Origin of the sequence: Arthrobacter sp. yr096 (assembly GCF_900108925.1) — a bacterium.
GTDB lineage: Bacteria > Actinomycetota > Actinomycetes > Actinomycetales > Micrococcaceae > Arthrobacter.
This window is the reverse complement of record NZ_FNYI01000001.1, coordinates 548,081-562,635: the sequence shown is the minus strand read 5'-3', so window position 1 is coordinate 562,635 and position 14,555 is coordinate 548,081. Positions and strand designations below refer to the sequence as shown.

Sequence of the window (14,555 nt, the reverse complement as noted above, 5' to 3'; positions counted from 1 at the left end):
GAAACCCGCCGATATCACCAGTGTTCCTGCTGCATTAGACTTGACCCGACCGCTGGCGGCCCCGCAGCGGGGAAACATGCCCGGCTGATACAACACAATGAGGGGACTACGTGCAGATTGATTTTGCGCCATCCAGGCAATCGACACTGGGTGTGGAATGGGAGTTGGCGCTCGTCAATGCACGCACCGGGGAACTGGTATCCGTCGCGAACGATGTCCTCAAGGGCGTAGCCGCAAACCACCCCGACCTCAACGAGGACGACGAACACCCCCATATCAAGCGCGAGCTGCTCCTCAACACCGTGGAACTTGTTACCGGGATCTGCGAAACCGTCAGGGACGCCAAAGAGGACCTCAGCCGATCACTGGCAGCGGTACGCGAGGTCACCGACCCCATGGGAGTCGAGGTGTTCTGCGCAGGCAGCCACCCCTTCAGTCCTCCCCTGCTCCAGCCCGTCACTGACAAAGAGCGCTATGCCAAGCTGATCGAGCGGACTCAATGGTGGGGACGCCAAATGGTCATCTACGGCGTTCACGTCCACGTTGGCATCGATCGCAAGGACAAAGTCCTTCCCGTCCTGGACGGGCTGGTTAACTACTTCCCGCACTTCCAAGCCCTGTCCGCCTCCAGCCCCTACTGGGCCGGTGAGGAAACCGGCTACGCCTCCCAGCGTGCGCTCATGTTCCAGCAGCTGCCCACTGCCGGCCTGCCGTTCCAGTTCGAAACCTGGGCGGACTACGAGTCCTATGTCCAGGACATGTTCACCACCGGTGTGATCGATGCGACGTCCGAGATCCGTTGGGATATCCGGCCTGTCTCCAACCTGGGCACCATTGAGATGCGTATCTGCGACGGCTTGGCCACCCTTGAAGAGGTGGGCGCCATAGCTGCCCTCACCCAGTGCCTGGTGGACGAGTTCTCCTCCATCCTGGACGCCGGTGGAACCATCCCCACCATGCCGCCATGGCATGTGCAGGAGAACAAGTGGCGCGCCGCCCGTTACGGCATGGAAGCCATCATCATCCTTGATGCTGCAGGGAACGAACAGTTGGTCACGGAGCACCTCGCGGAAACTGTAGCGCGCTTGGAACCTGTGGCTGCGAAGCTGGGATGTTCGGAGGAGTTGGCCGACGTCCTCAAGATCATCGAACGTGGCGCCAGCTACCAGCGACAACGCCGCGTGGCCGCCGAACACAACGGCGACCTGCAGGCAGTGGTCATGGACCTCGTGAAGCAGATGCGCAAGGGCCCCGACGCCTGACCTTCACTGCCCCGACGCCTGCCCCGGCCGTGTGCCTGCCTTGGCGGGAAGCTTAGGCAGGCACTGACACCGTGGTGACGGGCATGGAGGAATCCGGCGCGAAGCTGACCCCGCTCGGACCCACTCCGGCCATGATCAGCTGGGCTCCCAGCGCCGCCACCATGGCGCCGTTATCCGTACAGAGGTCCAGCGGCGGTACGTGCAGCGTGATTCCGGCCGAGGTACAGCGCTGCCCTGTCAACTCCCTGAGCCGCGAATTCGCTGCCACGCCGCCACCTAGCAGGACGTCGGTGATGCCGTTCTCCTTGCACGCCAGGACGGCCTTGGAGCTGATGACGTCAACCACGGCTTCCTGGAACGCCGCCGCGATGTCCGCCACAGGTACTTCCTCGCCACGGGCCTCGAACTGCTCAACGCACCTGGCCACGGCTGTCTTCAGGCCGCTGAAAGACCAGTCATAGCGGTGCGGGCCCTTCTCCTCGGCGGTCCCCATGTACTTGGGCTGGGTGAGTCCGCGGGGGAACCGGATGGATTTGGGATTGCCCTGGCGCGCCAGCTTGTCGATCGCGGGCCCGCCCGGATAGCCCAGGCCGAGGATCCGGGCAACCTTGTCGTAGGCTTCGCCGGCGGCGTCGTCGATGGTTGAGCCAAGCAGCTCAACGTCGTCAGTAATGCTCCTGATCCGCAGGATTTCCGTGTGCCCGCCCGATACCAGCAGCGCTCCGAGGTTCTCCGGGAGCGTTCCTGCACCCAAGCCGGCGGCAGCACCGGCGTCGGGCCTTCCGTCAGTCCTGGGCTTTCGGTCCAACAGGCCAACTCCAACGTGCGCCACCAAGTGATTAATCGCGTAGAGCGGTTTACCGGTGGCCACAGCCAGGGCCTTGGCCGCGCAGACGCCAACCATCAGTGCCCCGGCGAGGCCCGGGCCGGACGTCACGGCAATGGCGTCAATGTCGTCCAGGGTCACGCCTGCCTCGTGCAAGGATTCCTGCAGCGTCGGAACAAAAGCGTCCAGGTGCGCACGCGACGCGATCTCCGGGATGACTCCGCCAAATCGCACGTGTTCATCCATGGACGAGGACACCGTGTTGGTCAGCAAGGTGGTGCCACGCACGATTCCAACGCCGGTCTCGTCGCAGGAGGACTCGATGCCGAGCACCAACGGCTGCTGTAGATCAGGGCCGCTCATGCGGGGCTCCTTCGGAAGAGTTGGGGTCGTTGAGGGGAAGCCTCATGATCAGGGCATCTGTACCGTCCCGGTAGTAGCGGGGGCGGACATGGATCTGCTCAAACCCGAAGCGCACGTACAGCTGCTGGGCACGGGGGTTGTCCGCCCGGACTTCAAGCAGGACGTCGTCCGCACGGCGGCGCCGCGCTTCATCGATGAGTTCGGTAAGGACAGCGGAGCCGATGCCCTTGCCTTCGAATTCAGGCACGACGGCGATCGTCTGGACGTCCGCAATCGGCTCAATGCACATCAACCCTGCGTACGCCACGATCCGGCCCGCAACCTCGGCCACCACGTAGCGGCGGGTTTCAGGCTGGGCGAGTTCATCGATGAACATTTGCAACGGCCACGCGTCCACTGGGAACAGCTGGCGTTCCAGCTGCTCCACGGCCGGGATGTCGGCCTCGGTCATGTCCCGGAGGGAGACGCCGGCGAGTTCCAGCTTGGGTGACAATTTCACGGTTTCCGTCCCATCACAATGCACGTTTCCTGGGGCCGGGGACCTGCGCATCGGATTCCCTCAGGTACAGCGGCGTGGAGTCCATCAACGGTTGCCCTGCCGTGATCCTGGCCAAGGCGAACTGGCCCAGGGAGGCCGCATCCGGCTGGGTGGAAGCGAAGTCTTCATCCGCTGTAAGGACATCGGCGTACAAGCCGGCACCCGCCCCGAACACCGGCAGGTCCGGAAGCTCCGAGGCGAAGCCCACGTGGGGGCCATCCACCAATTCCGGCAGCTGCCCCTCTGCGAGGGTGTAGCGGGCCCAATAGACTTCCTTGCGACGGGCGTCGGTGGCTACCAGGAACTCAGGAGCAGCCTTGGTGGATTCCGCCACTTCAAGGGCAATGGCGTCCAGGCTCATCAGCCCATACAGGGGCTTGTTCCATACGAAAGCCAAGGTCCGCGCGGTAGCAATCCCTGAGCGGAGGCCCGTAAACGGGCCTGGCCCCACACCGGTGACAATGGCGTCGATGTCTGCGCCATTGATGCCCGCACCGGCCAAGAGCTTCTCAATACCCGGGGCAAGGACTTCGGCATGGCTGCGGGTGTCTTCAGTGGCGAACGAATCAACCACACTCTCCATGGCATCGTCGGATATCAGTGCGGCACTGGCAACAGCCGAGGTGTCAATAGCCAGAATCAGCATCAGTTGCCCTTCTCTGGGGAGGTGACGTCAAGGATGTGCGGCGCCGCGGCCCAGCGGGGACCGAAGCCGCGAAACACAATGGTGCGGGGCTCGTCGTCATCGTCGGTATCGAAATCCAGAACGTCACCGGCCGCTGCGGGTGCCGGTCCTTCGCCGCCCACAGCCCTGTGCAGGTCAACCTCCAGGCGACTGTCGGAGAGGTGCTCCACCCTGTCACGGCCCCATTCCACCACCGTGACGGCAGTGTCCATGGTGTTCTCAAGATCGATGTCGTCGATCTCCGCCGACGAATCCAGCCGGTAAGCGTCAACATGTACCAGGTCCGGACCGCCAGGCCTGGGGCCATCGGCAAGGTTCGGATGGATGCGTACCAACACAAACGTGGGTGAAATGATGCCGGCGCGTACGCCGAGGCCTTCGCCGAGGCCTTGGGTGAACGTCGTTTTACCGGCACCCAATTCGCCGGTGAGGACCAGGAGGTCCCCGCCTTCAAGCACCTCACCCAGAGCTGCTGCGAGCGCGTGAGTCTGTTCCGCCGTCGTGACCGTCACCGTGCGCTCCCATTGGGGTTTGCTCACAGTGCGGCCGTTTCCGGCGTTGCGTGGTGCTCCGGCGCGGAACTGTCCGGCTGCTCGTTGACGTAGCTGCGCGGTACACGGGGGCTGATGCGCGTGACGATCTCGTAGTTGTTGGTGCCGGCGGCAGCCGCCCAGTCATCGGCGGTGGGTCCGCCGTTGGCGCCGTCGCCGAACATCACGGCTTCGGCTCCCTTGAAGGCGGCCGCCTCTTCGGGTGCCAGCGCACCAAGGTCGATCACCATTTGATCCATCGCAATCCTGCCCACCACGGGGTAGGTGACTCCGCTGACGCGAACAGGACCGCCGGTGCCGATCCTCGGGACGCCGTCAGCGTAGCCCAACGGCACCAAACCCAGCGTACTTTCCCCGGTGGTCCGGTAATTGAGGCCGTAGGAGACGCCCTGGCCCTCAGGAACTTTCTTGCAGTTGGACAACAGCGTGCGCACTGTCATGGCCGGATGGAGGCCAAGCTCCGCGGAAGTGGCACCTTCGAACGGCGACAGGCCGTAGATACCCAGGCCCACGCGGACAAGGTCGAAGTGCGAGTCCGGACGGGACAGTGTGGCTGGGGTGTTGGCGATGTGGCGGACTTCGGTGTCCACGCCGGCGTCCTCGGCCATGGCGATTGCTTCGCGGAAGACCGCCAGCTGCTCATCGGTTTCCGGGCGGTGCGGCTCGTCGGCCACGGCGAGGTGCGAGAAGATACCCACCACGCGCAGGAGGCCCTGGTCCTGGTAGTCCATGGCCTGGCCCACCAGCTGATCCCAATCGGCAATGGTGCAGCCGTTCCGTCCCAGGCCGGTGTCCACCTTCAGGTGCACACGCGCGGGCCGTTCCTGTTCCCGCGCTGCCGCGACCACGGCGTCCAGTTCCCAGCCGGAAATTCCGACGTCGACGCCGGCAGCGACTGCCGCTTGGAAGTTGCTCTCACGGGTGTGCAGCCAGGCAAGCAGCGGGGCGTCAATTCCGGCAGCACGCAAGGCGAGCGCCTCGGAAATGTGCGCGACACCGAGCCAGGCAGCTCCGGCGTCGAGGGCTGCGCGGGCCACCTGCACGGCGCCGTGGCCATAGGCATCTGCCTTGACAACCGCCATGACAGCGGCCGGGGATGCGATACCAACGAACTGACGAACGTTGTGCCGTACGGCTTCGAGGTCAATCACGGCGGAGCGTTCAAGCACCGCCGACTTTGCTATGGAGGCCCTGGACCCGATACCGATATCTGCAGCTGCTTCGTAAGTCACCCTAGAGATTCTAGTAGCGCCGGTGAATTCGGGTTAACTGCCGGCACCCTCACTGGGCGTCGGACAAATGAGCGATGGTGGCGCGGGCCCTCCGTTGGGCCTCCGCGGGGATGTCCTTCACTATCGGCTCCAGGAATGCGAAGCGCCGCAACCACTGGCTGGACTGGCGTTCCTTCCTGGCGTTGGCCCTTTGCCACCAGTCGGCAATGTCTCCCCACCCGGGCGCAGCCAGCGAACCTCCCACTTCCTGGACGGCCAGGGAGGCACACAGGTTGGCGAACCGCAGCCGGTCCCCCAACCGCCAGCCTGCCAGGCAACCCACTATGAAGGCTGCTCCAAAGCAGTCCCCTGCCCCTGTGGGATCGTAGGCGGACACTGGGAGGGAGGGCACCCATTCCTCCTCGCCAGTCTCGGAGTCCACGGCCACGGCACCTTGGGGGCCGAGCGTCACCACGGCCACAGGTACACGGTCGGCCAATGAATACAGGGCCGCCCAGGGGTCGGTCTTCCCGGTGAACGCCATGGCCTCTGGGGCGTTGGGCAGGAACGCGTGGAAGTTCTCCAACTGGTCCAGCCTGCGTTCGGACCATTCACCCGTGGGATCCCAGCCCACCACGCCAAACAGCTTGGTCCCCGCGGACTTTGCGGACAGCATCCATGGTTCCAGTTCCTCGCCCAGGTCCGCCACCGCGGCTAGTGCCTTGGGTGGCCGCCCGATCAGCTCGGAGGAACTGATCGGTGCGGGGTGGCCGTGGGTGACCATGGAACGGTCCTGGTTCACGCACATGGAAACCGTCACGGGTGAGTGCCATCCCGGGATGGTGCGTGACAATGACAGGTCCACGTGTTCCTGGCTCTCCAGGATCTGCCAGTTGTAGTCCCCGTAACCGTCATCGCCGAATGTGGCGGCGAGGTTGGTGCGCAGGCCCAACCTGGCCGCCGCAATGGCCTGGTTAGCGACACCTCCGGGGCAGCTGCCCATACCTTCGCTCCAAACCTCGGTTCCGGGCTCGGGCGAGTGCGGCAGACCGGTAAAGATGATGTCCTGGAACACGGTTCCGGTCAGCAGCAGGTCGCACTGGTTGTCGCCGTCCGATCGCACGGCAGCAAGGGGATCAAAACGTCGCTGGGGCATAGCGTCCATGCACGGCAGACTACGCTGCGGCCCCGGGGCTGCATAGACTCGGACCATGAGGCTCATGATCGCCGGCGGCGGCGGATTCCGGGTACCCCTGGTGTACCGGGCCTTGTGCGCGGGTCCTTTCGCGGGGCTGGTGGACGAACTGGTCCTTTACGACGTGGATGGGGCACGGCTGACGGCCATCGAGGCCGTGCTCCGCGATATGCCCGCAGCGGCGGGTTCCGCGCCCGTCGTCGTGAGTTCCACTGATCTTGCCCACGCACTCAAGGGAACGGACATGGTGTTCGCAGCCATCCGGCCTGGCGGAACGGCCGGACGGATCACCGACGAACGCGTGGCGTTGGATCTTGGCCTGTTGGGCCAGGAGACCACCGGCGCCGGAGGCATCTCCTATGCGTTGCGTTCCATTCCCCGGATGCTGGAACTCGCCGAGGCGATGCAACGCTACTGCCCGGACGCGTGGCTGATCAATTTCACCAACCCCGCCGGAATGGTGACGGAGGCCCTTGTCCCGGTGCTGGGCCGCCGGGTCATCGGCATCTGCGACTCGGCCGGCGGCCTTGTCCAGCGGGCAGCCCGCGCTGCCGGCGCGCCGTTGACGGAGGGAACGCTCGACGGCGTGGGCTACTTCGGGCTGAACCATCTCGGCTGGCTCTATCGGCTGGCACCTGGCGGCCGTGACCTGCTCCCAGGGCTACTGGCTGATCACCACGCGCTGGAGTCCATGGAGGAAGGGCGGCTGTTTGGGCAACACACCCTGCTGCAGCTCGGCTGCCTGCCCAACGAATACCTTTTCTACTACTACCAAACTGCGCAAGCCACGGCAGCAATCCGCCGGCAACAGCAGACCCGCGGGGCCTCCATCCATCACCAGCAGAATTCGCTGTACCCGGCCCTGGCGCAGACTTCACACCCTTACGCACTGTGGGACTCCGCCCGGCGGGCCCGCGAGGAAGGATACCTGGCCGAGGCCCGCACGCACGGCGAGGAACGGGACGAGGACGACCTCGCCGGTGGCGGTTATGAGCGGGTGGCCCTGTCCGTTATGCGTGCGTTGGCTGGCGGCGGGACCGCCCAGTTGATCCTGAACGTGCCCAACGCGCCTGTGGTGCCTGCCCGCGGCCCGGCCGAAGCGGACGTGGCCGTTCCCGGGCTGCCGGCCGACGCCGTCGTCGAGGTTCCTTGCGAGGTAACGCCCGACGGCGCGGTGCCGCTGGCGCAGGAACGGCCCGGCGGTCAGTTCCTCACCCTGATGCAGCACGTCAAAGAGGTGGAGCGGCTGACGATACAAGCTGTTCGCGGCGGCGGTCGCCCTACAGCCGTGCAAGCGTTCGCCGCGCATCCGCTGATCGGATCGGCACAACTGGGAGAACAACTCCTGGACGGGTATGAGGCCGCTTTTCCCGAACTGCGGGGGCTGTGGGGCTGACCCTGCCCGGAGTCAGAGCTTCCGGTACATCACGTGCAGGCCGACGTACCCGATCTCCGGGTGGTTGAACGCCTCGGGAACCGTGGCCAGGATCTTGAAGCCCATGGATTGCCACAGCCACACCGCACGGACGTTGCTTTCCACCACGGCGTTGTACTGCATGGCATGGAAGCCTGCTGCCTTGGCCGCAGCCAAGGAGTACGCGCACAACGCCCGTGCGATGCCCTGCCCACTGTGCTTCGCCCCCACCATGTAACCGGCGTTGGCCACATGGCTTCCACCACCGGCTTGGTTGGCGTGGAACTCGCCAGTGCCAAGGACCTCTCCGGTCTCCTGGCGGACTGCCACAAAGGTCTGTCCAGGGGCGTCTTTGATCCACTTGGCCCGGGCAGCGTCCTCAGTGGTATCGCGGTCCCACGTAAAGGTTTCGCCCTCCCGGATCACCGGTTCCAGGACTGACCAGATGCCGGGCCAGTCCCCGGGAGTTGCAGGGCGGATGTCGAAAGTCTGTTCTTGGCTCACAGCCGCCACGCTAGCAGCCTTGTCCACATAGCCGGTTTGCCTGAAGAGAGCGTTGCCCGGCAGGAGTAGTGTTTTCTGCAGGGCAAAAGTGAATTTGCAGTGTGTCAGGAGGAAAACGTTGCCATTGATCCGTCGTGTGGCGTTCCTGTCGTTGCATACCTCCCCCATGGAGCAGCCCGGCGCCGGGGACGCCGGCGGCATGAACGTCTACGTGAGGGCACTGGCCATGGCACTGGCAGAGTCCGGCGTTGAGGTGGAGATCTTCACGCGGTCCACCAAAGCCGGCCAGCCCGCCGTCGAGCACCCCGGGCCCGGTGTGTGCGTTCATAACGTGACGGCCGGACCTCGTCGAAAAGTGCCAAAGGAAGAGCTGCCGGCCCTCCTGCACCAGATGGTGGAGGAAATCGACCGTATCCGGCAACGGCAGCTCCATGGCCGCTACGACGCCATTCACTCGCACTACTGGGTTTCCGGCGTGGCCGGGCTTGAGTTATCCGAGCTGTGGGGCGTTCCGCTGGTCCACACCATGCACACCATGGCAAAGGTCAAGAACCTCGTCCTCGAATCCGGCGAGCGCCCGGAACCACGGCGCCGCGAAGAAGGCGAACAACGGATTGTGGACGGAGCCTCGCGCCTGGTGGCCAACACCCCTGCGGAAGCCGGTGAACTGGTGTCGCACTATGGGGCGGACCTTGACCGCATCGACGTCGCGCCGCCCGGAGTGGACCTCAAAGTATTCACGCCATCGTTCCGGCGCAAGTCACGCAGGGAACGTGACGTTCGGCCAGACAGCTTCCACATCCTCTTCGCCGGACGGATCCAGCGGCTCAAGGGGCCCCAGGTTTTCGTCAAAGCCGCCGGGATCCTGCGCAAGCGCCGGCCGGACATCGACTTGGAGATGACCATCCTGGGATCTCTCAGCGGGGCCAAGGACTTCAACCTCCAGCACATCATCGAGGATGCAGGACTTGCCGACGTCGTCACACACCGCCCGCCCGTTGTGGCGCCGGAGCTCGCCAGCTGGTTCCGTTCGGCGGACGTGGTGGTCATGCCGTCCTTTAGCGAGTCCTTTGGCCTGGTGGCGTTGGAGGCACAGGCGTGCGGGACCCCTGTGGTGGCGACCAACGTCGGCGGGCTTTCCCGGGCCATCTCCGACGGCCGGACCGGCATCCTGGTGGACGGCCATGACCCCTCGGACTGGGCAGACGCCCTCGAAGACCTGTACGACGATGTCCAGACCCGTGAGGACATGGGAAGGCTGGCGGCCACCCACGCCGAATCCTTCGGATGGCAACGAACGGCAGCCATCACCCTGGAGAGCTATCGGGAGGCGGTCAGCGGGCTGTTGGTGCCCCGGCGCTGATTTCCTTCCCGGGATACGAGCCCACGGCTGGTAGATTGACGCGCACAGCGTAAGCACGCCACAAGCGCCAGCCCGCTAAGGGAACACCCAGCCGAAGGACAACGATGTCTGAGAACAAGGTCAAGACCGATCTTGAAATCGCCCGCAACGCCGCCATCCTGCCCATTGAGGAGATCGCCCAACGCGCGGGTATCTCCGTGGAGGCACTGGAGTTCTATGGGCCGTACAAGGCCAAGATCAACCCGGCCAAACTGGTGCACCCCGCCGGGAAGGCGCCAGGGAAAGTGGTGCTGGTGTCCGCCATGTCCCCTACCCCAGCGGGTGAAGGGAAGTCCACCACCACTGTGGGCCTTGCCGACTCCCTGGCCCGGGCAGGACAAAAGGTGATGATCGCACTTCGCGAGCCTTCGCTCGGCCCGATTCTGGGCATGAAGGGCGGGGCGACCGGCGGCGGATACTCCCAGGTCCTGCCGATGGATGACATCAATTTGCACTTCACCGGCGACTTCCACGCCATCACGTCGGCGAACAACGCACTCATGGCGCTGGTGGACAACCACATTTTCCAGGGCAACGAACTCGGAATCGATCCGCGCCGCATGACGTTCAAACGAGTCCTGGACATGAACGACCGCTCACTTCGGGAAGTCATCATCGGACTCGGCGGCCCAGCGCAGGGCGTGCCCCGCCAGGATGGTTTTGACATCACGGTCGCCTCCGAAATCATGGCCGTTTTCTGCCTGGCCAGAGACCTCGATGACCTCCGCTCCCGGCTGGGCCGGATCACCTTTGGGTACACCTACGATCGCGCACCAGTGACCGTGGCAGACCTGGGGGTTGAGGGTGCGCTGACGATGCTCTTAAAGGACGCCATCAAGCCCAACCTCGTCCAAACCATCGCCGGGACTCCCGCGTTGGTGCATGGCGGGCCGTTTGCCAACATTGCCCACGGCTGCAACTCCTTGATCGCCACCCGCACCGCAATGCAACTGGCTGACATCGTTGTCACCGAAGCAGGATTCGGTGCCGACCTTGGCGCCGAAAAGTACATGGACATCAAGGCACGGATCGCAGAGGTGGCACCATCCGCCGTCGTTCTAGTCGCAACCATCCGCGCGCTCAAGATGCAGGGCGGCGTCCCCAAGGAACAACTCAGTGAACCCAACGTCGACGCCGTGGCCGCCGGTGTGGAGAACCTGAAGAGGCACGTTGGCAACGTGGCAAAATTCGGCATCTCACCAGTGGTCTCCATCAACAAGTTCGCCACTGACACCCCCGAAGAACTGGAGTGGCTGCTGGCATGGTGCGCAGCGGAAGGCGTGGAGGCCGCCGTCGCCGATGTTTGGGGCCGCGGCGGTGGAGGCAACGGCGGTGACCAGCTCGCTGCCAAAGTAGCTGCTGCGATTGACTCACCATCCGGCTTCCACCATTTGTACCCGCTGGACATGGGAGTGGAGGACAAAATCCGGACCATTGCGCAAGAGATCTACGGGGCCGACGGCGTCGAATTCTCCGTTCCCGCATTGAGGCGCCTGGCCGAGATCGAGAAAAACGGCTGGTCCGGGTTCCCTGTTTGCATGGCCAAGACGCAGTATTCCTTCACGGATGACGCCTCCAGGTTGGGTGCCCCCAAGGGCTTCAGGGTCCATGTGCGCGAACTCATTCCCAAGACTGGTGCCGGGTTCATCGTTGCCTTGACCGGCGCTGTCATGACCATGCCCGGCTTGCCCAAGGAGCCGGCTGCGATGCGCATGGACGTGGACGCCGAGGGTCAGCCCACCGGCTTGTTCTAGGCCTCCCCGGGCAGGGCCCAAACCCTCTCTCACCCATCGCGCGCCCCACCCAAACCCTCTCTCACCCATCGCGCGCCCCACCCAAACCCTCTCTCACCCATCGCGCGCCCCACCCAAACCCTCTCTCACCTATGTCGGAACTCCTGGCCAACGTCGGCGATCACGTAGGTGCCGTCGTCGTTGACGCTGAGCGAAGGGTGAGAGAGCGTCCCGCCAAAACACCCAAAAGGTGAGAGAGCGTCCGACCAAAACACTCGAAACGTGAGAGAGCGTCCCGCCAAAACACCCAAAAGGTGAGAGAGCATCCCGCCAAAACACCCAAAAGGTGAGAGAGCATCCCGCCAAAACACCCAAAAGGTGAGAGAGCATCCCGCCAAAACACCCAAAAGGTGAGAGAGCATCCCGCCAAAACACCCAAAAGGTGAGAGAGCATCCCGCCAAAACACCCAAAAGGTGAGAGAGCGTCCGGATACGACAAAGCGCCCTCCCGCATGTGTGGAAGGGCGCTTGGTCGAAGCGTCGGGATTTAGCGTTCGATGTCGCCGCGGATGAAGGCTTCAACCTTGTCGCGGGCGATGTCGTCGTTGAACTGCTCCGGCGGCGACTTCATGAAATAGCTGGAAGCGGAGAGCAGCGGGCCACCGATGCCGCGGTCCAAGCCGATCTTGGCGGCGCGGATGGCGTCGATGATCACACCGGCGGAGTTCGGGGAATCCCATACCTCGAGCTTGTATTCGAGGGACACGGGGGCGTCGCCGAAGTTGCGGCCCTCGAGGCGGACGAAAGCCCACTTGCGGTCATCGAGCCAGGCAACGTAGTCCGACGGTCCAATGTGGACGTCGTCGGCGTGCAGTTCGGCCTCAACGTTGGAGGTCACAGCCTGCGTCTTGGAGATCTTCTTCGACTCCAGGCGGTCGCGCTCCAGCATGTTCTTGAAGTCCATGTTGCCGCCGACGTTCAGCTGGTACGTGCGGTCCAGGGTGACGCCACGGTCTTCGAAGAGCTTGGCCATGACGCGGTGCGTGATGGTGGCACCGATCTGGCTCTTGATGTCGTCGCCCACGATCGGCACACCGGCCTCGGTGAACTTGTCGGCCCACTCCTTGGTGCCGGCAATGAAGACCGGGAGTGCATTCACGAACGCAACACCGGCGTCGATGGCGCACTGGGCGTAGAACTTGGCAGCCTGGTCCGAACCGACCGGCAGGTAGCAGACCATGACGTCAGCTTTGGCTTCACGGAGGGCTGCGACGATGTCCACAGCTTCTTCGGGTGCCTCAACGATGGTCTCGCGGTAGTACTTGCCCAGGCCGTCGAGGGTGTGGCCACGCTGGACGGTCACGCCCGTTGCAGGAACGTCGGCGATCTTGATGGTGTTGTTTTCGCTGGCGCCAATGGCATCTGCAAGGTCCAGTCCCACCTTCTTGCTGTCGACGTCGAAAGCTGCGACGAAGTGGACGTCGTTGACGTGGTACTGCCCGAACTCGACGTGCATCAGACCCGGGATGGTGGCCTTCGGGTCAGCGTCGCGGTAGTACTGAACACCTTGGACCAGCGATGCGGCGCAGTTACCTACACCGACAATGGCAACACGAATCGGATGTGAAGACACGGAACTCCTTTTGAGAAATAACCTCAGGTGCCAGGCGAATCCCTGACTGAGTCCAGGGCGCGACTAATTGGCACGGCGCCATTCGGCGCACACTTGCATTGTAACCAACACAGCAGGGACCGGTTTTGTTCCCGCCCGGCCCCTGCTGTTTGTGTCACCGTCCGAAGGCTACTTCTGAGCCCACCGGTTGATGTCTGATTCAACGGCGAACTCGTCGATCGCCGTCAGCTCTTCCGCGGTGAACTCCAGGTTGTTGATGGCGCTGAGGGTGTCCTCAAGCTGCGCCACGCTGGAGGCACCAATCAGTGCCGACGTCACGGGTGATCCCTTGGGCTGGTCACGCAGGATCCACGCAATCGCCATCTGGGCCAGGGTCTGCCCGCGTCCCTCGGCAATGGCGTTGAGGCCGCGCACCCGGTCCAGCTTCTCCTCGGTCAGTTGCGACTCGGACAGGAACCGTTCCTTGGCGGCACGGGAATCCGCCGGCACGCCGTTGAGGTAGCGATTGGTCAGCATCCCCTGGGCCAGCGGCGAGAACGCGATGGAGCCTGCGCCCACCTGGTCCAGTGCCTCGTACAGGTTCGGCGAACCGTTCTCGGTCCACCGGTTCAGCATGGAGTAGCTGGGCTGGTGGATGAGCAGCGGGGTGCCCAGTTCCTTCAGGATCCGCGCGGCTTGCAGCGTCTGCTCCGGGGTGTAGGAGGAGATACCGGCGTAGAGTGCCTTGCCGGAGCGGACTGCGTAATCCAGCGCGCCCATGGTTTCTTCCAACGGCGTCTCGGGGTCGGGGCGGTGGCTGTAGAAGATGTCTACGTAATCCAGGCCCATGCGCTCCAGGGACTGGTCCAGGCTTGAAATCAGGTTCTTGCGGGATCCCCACTCACCATAGGGACCGGGCCACATGTAGTAGCCGGCCTTGGTAGAGATGACCAGTTCATCACGGTAGGGCTTGAAGTCGTCTTTCAGGTGGCGCCCGAAGTTGGTCTCGGCCGATCCATCCGGCGGTCCGTAGTTGTTGGCGAGGTCGAAGTGGGTCACCCCAAGGTCGAACGCACGGCGCAGGATGGCGCGCTGTTCGTCGAACCGCTTGTCGTCCCCGAAGTTGTGCCAGAGACCCAGCGAGATGGCGGGGAGTTTGAGTCCGCTGCGTCCAACGCGGCGGTAGGGCATGGTTTCGTAGCGGTTTTCCGCAGCCGAATAAGTCATACGTTCCATCCTGCCACTGCACAAACAAACGG

General features: G+C 63.9%; 13 protein-coding genes. 4 read left to right on the top strand and 9 right to left on the bottom strand.

Annotated elements, in window-relative coordinates:
• Window positions 1-110: 110 nt before the first annotated feature.
• A complete protein-coding gene (locus BMY91_RS02675; RefSeq protein ID WP_090817875.1) occupies window positions 111-1,262 on the top strand; it encodes a glutamate--cysteine ligase in 1,152 nt (383 codons plus the stop codon).
• 52 nt (window positions 1,263-1,314) lie between these two features.
• Here BMY91_RS02675 and tsaD read toward each other — a convergent pair whose 3' ends face one another.
• The 6 genes from tsaD to BMY91_RS02645 are packed head-to-tail and all read right to left on the bottom strand — an operon-like array spanning window position 1,315 to window position 6,601.
• Complete coding sequence (tsaD, locus tag BMY91_RS02670) at window positions 1,315-2,451, bottom strand: tRNA (adenosine(37)-N6)-threonylcarbamoyltransferase complex transferase subunit TsaD (protein WP_090817872.1); 1,137 nt, start codon at window positions 2,449-2,451, stop codon at window positions 1,315-1,317.
• Window positions 2,438-2,950, bottom strand: a complete 513-nt coding sequence (gene rimI / locus BMY91_RS02665) for a ribosomal protein S18-alanine N-acetyltransferase (protein WP_090817869.1) — start codon at window positions 2,948-2,950, stop codon at window positions 2,438-2,440. Before rimI ends, tsaD begins: the two co-directional genes overlap by 14 nt.
• A gap of 13 nt (window positions 2,951-2,963) precedes the next feature.
• Window positions 2,964-3,635, bottom strand: a complete 672-nt coding sequence (gene tsaB, locus BMY91_RS02660; RefSeq protein WP_090817866.1) for a tRNA (adenosine(37)-N6)-threonylcarbamoyltransferase complex dimerization subunit type 1 TsaB — start codon at window positions 3,633-3,635, stop codon at window positions 2,964-2,966.
• The gene (gene tsaE, locus BMY91_RS02655; RefSeq protein ID WP_090817863.1) at window positions 3,635-4,213 is read right to left on the bottom strand and encodes a tRNA (adenosine(37)-N6)-threonylcarbamoyltransferase complex ATPase subunit type 1 TsaE; all 579 of its coding nucleotides are present in this window, start codon (window positions 4,211-4,213) and stop codon (window positions 3,635-3,637) included. Before tsaE ends, tsaB begins: the two co-directional genes overlap by 1 nt.
• Complete coding sequence (alr, locus tag BMY91_RS02650; RefSeq protein ID WP_090817861.1) at window positions 4,210-5,457, bottom strand: alanine racemase; 1,248 nt, start codon at window positions 5,455-5,457, stop codon at window positions 4,210-4,212. The genes tsaE and alr overlap by 4 nt, the downstream gene beginning before the upstream one ends.
• Window positions 5,458-5,506: 49 nt before the next feature.
• The gene (locus BMY91_RS02645; protein WP_254779654.1) at window positions 5,507-6,601 is read right to left on the bottom strand and encodes a carbohydrate kinase family protein; all 1,095 of its coding nucleotides are present in this window, start codon (window positions 6,599-6,601) and stop codon (window positions 5,507-5,509) included.
• 46 nt (window positions 6,602-6,647) lie between these two features.
• Here BMY91_RS02645 and BMY91_RS02640 point away from each other — a divergent pair, with 46 nt between their 5' ends.
• Window positions 6,648-8,027, top strand: a complete 1,380-nt coding sequence (locus tag BMY91_RS02640; protein WP_090817855.1) for a 6-phospho-beta-glucosidase — start codon at window positions 6,648-6,650, stop codon at window positions 8,025-8,027.
• A 12-nt stretch (window positions 8,028-8,039) separates the two neighbouring features.
• Here BMY91_RS02640 and BMY91_RS02635 read toward each other — a convergent pair whose 3' ends face one another.
• A complete protein-coding gene (locus BMY91_RS02635; RefSeq protein WP_090817852.1) occupies window positions 8,040-8,558 on the bottom strand; it encodes a GNAT family N-acetyltransferase in 519 nt (172 codons plus the stop codon).
• A gap of 109 nt (window positions 8,559-8,667) precedes the next feature.
• Here BMY91_RS02635 and mshA point away from each other — a divergent pair, with 109 nt between their 5' ends.
• Together mshA and BMY91_RS02625 are read left to right on the top strand one after the other, a co-directional pair.
• On the top strand, window positions 8,668-9,912 hold the full coding sequence (gene mshA, locus BMY91_RS02630) for a D-inositol-3-phosphate glycosyltransferase (RefSeq protein ID WP_090817849.1): 1,245 nt from the start codon (window positions 8,668-8,670) through the stop codon (window positions 9,910-9,912).
• Window positions 9,913-10,016: 104 nt separating this feature from the next.
• Window positions 10,017-11,705, top strand: coding sequence for a formate--tetrahydrofolate ligase (locus BMY91_RS02625; protein ID WP_090817846.1), 1,689 nt, complete (start codon window positions 10,017-10,019; stop codon window positions 11,703-11,705).
• Between the two features lie 526 nt (window positions 11,706-12,231).
• Here BMY91_RS02625 and BMY91_RS02620 read toward each other — a convergent pair.
• Window positions 12,232-13,317: an inositol-3-phosphate synthase gene (locus BMY91_RS02620; protein ID WP_090817844.1), complete on the bottom strand. Its 1,086-nt coding sequence runs from the start codon at window positions 13,315-13,317 to the stop codon at window positions 12,232-12,234.
• A 168-nt stretch (window positions 13,318-13,485) separates the two neighbouring features.
• Entirely contained in the window at window positions 13,486-14,523 is a 1,038-nt protein-coding gene (gene mgrA / locus BMY91_RS02615; RefSeq protein ID WP_090817839.1) for an L-glyceraldehyde 3-phosphate reductase, read from the bottom strand.
• Between the last annotated feature and the right edge of the window lie 32 nt (window positions 14,524-14,555).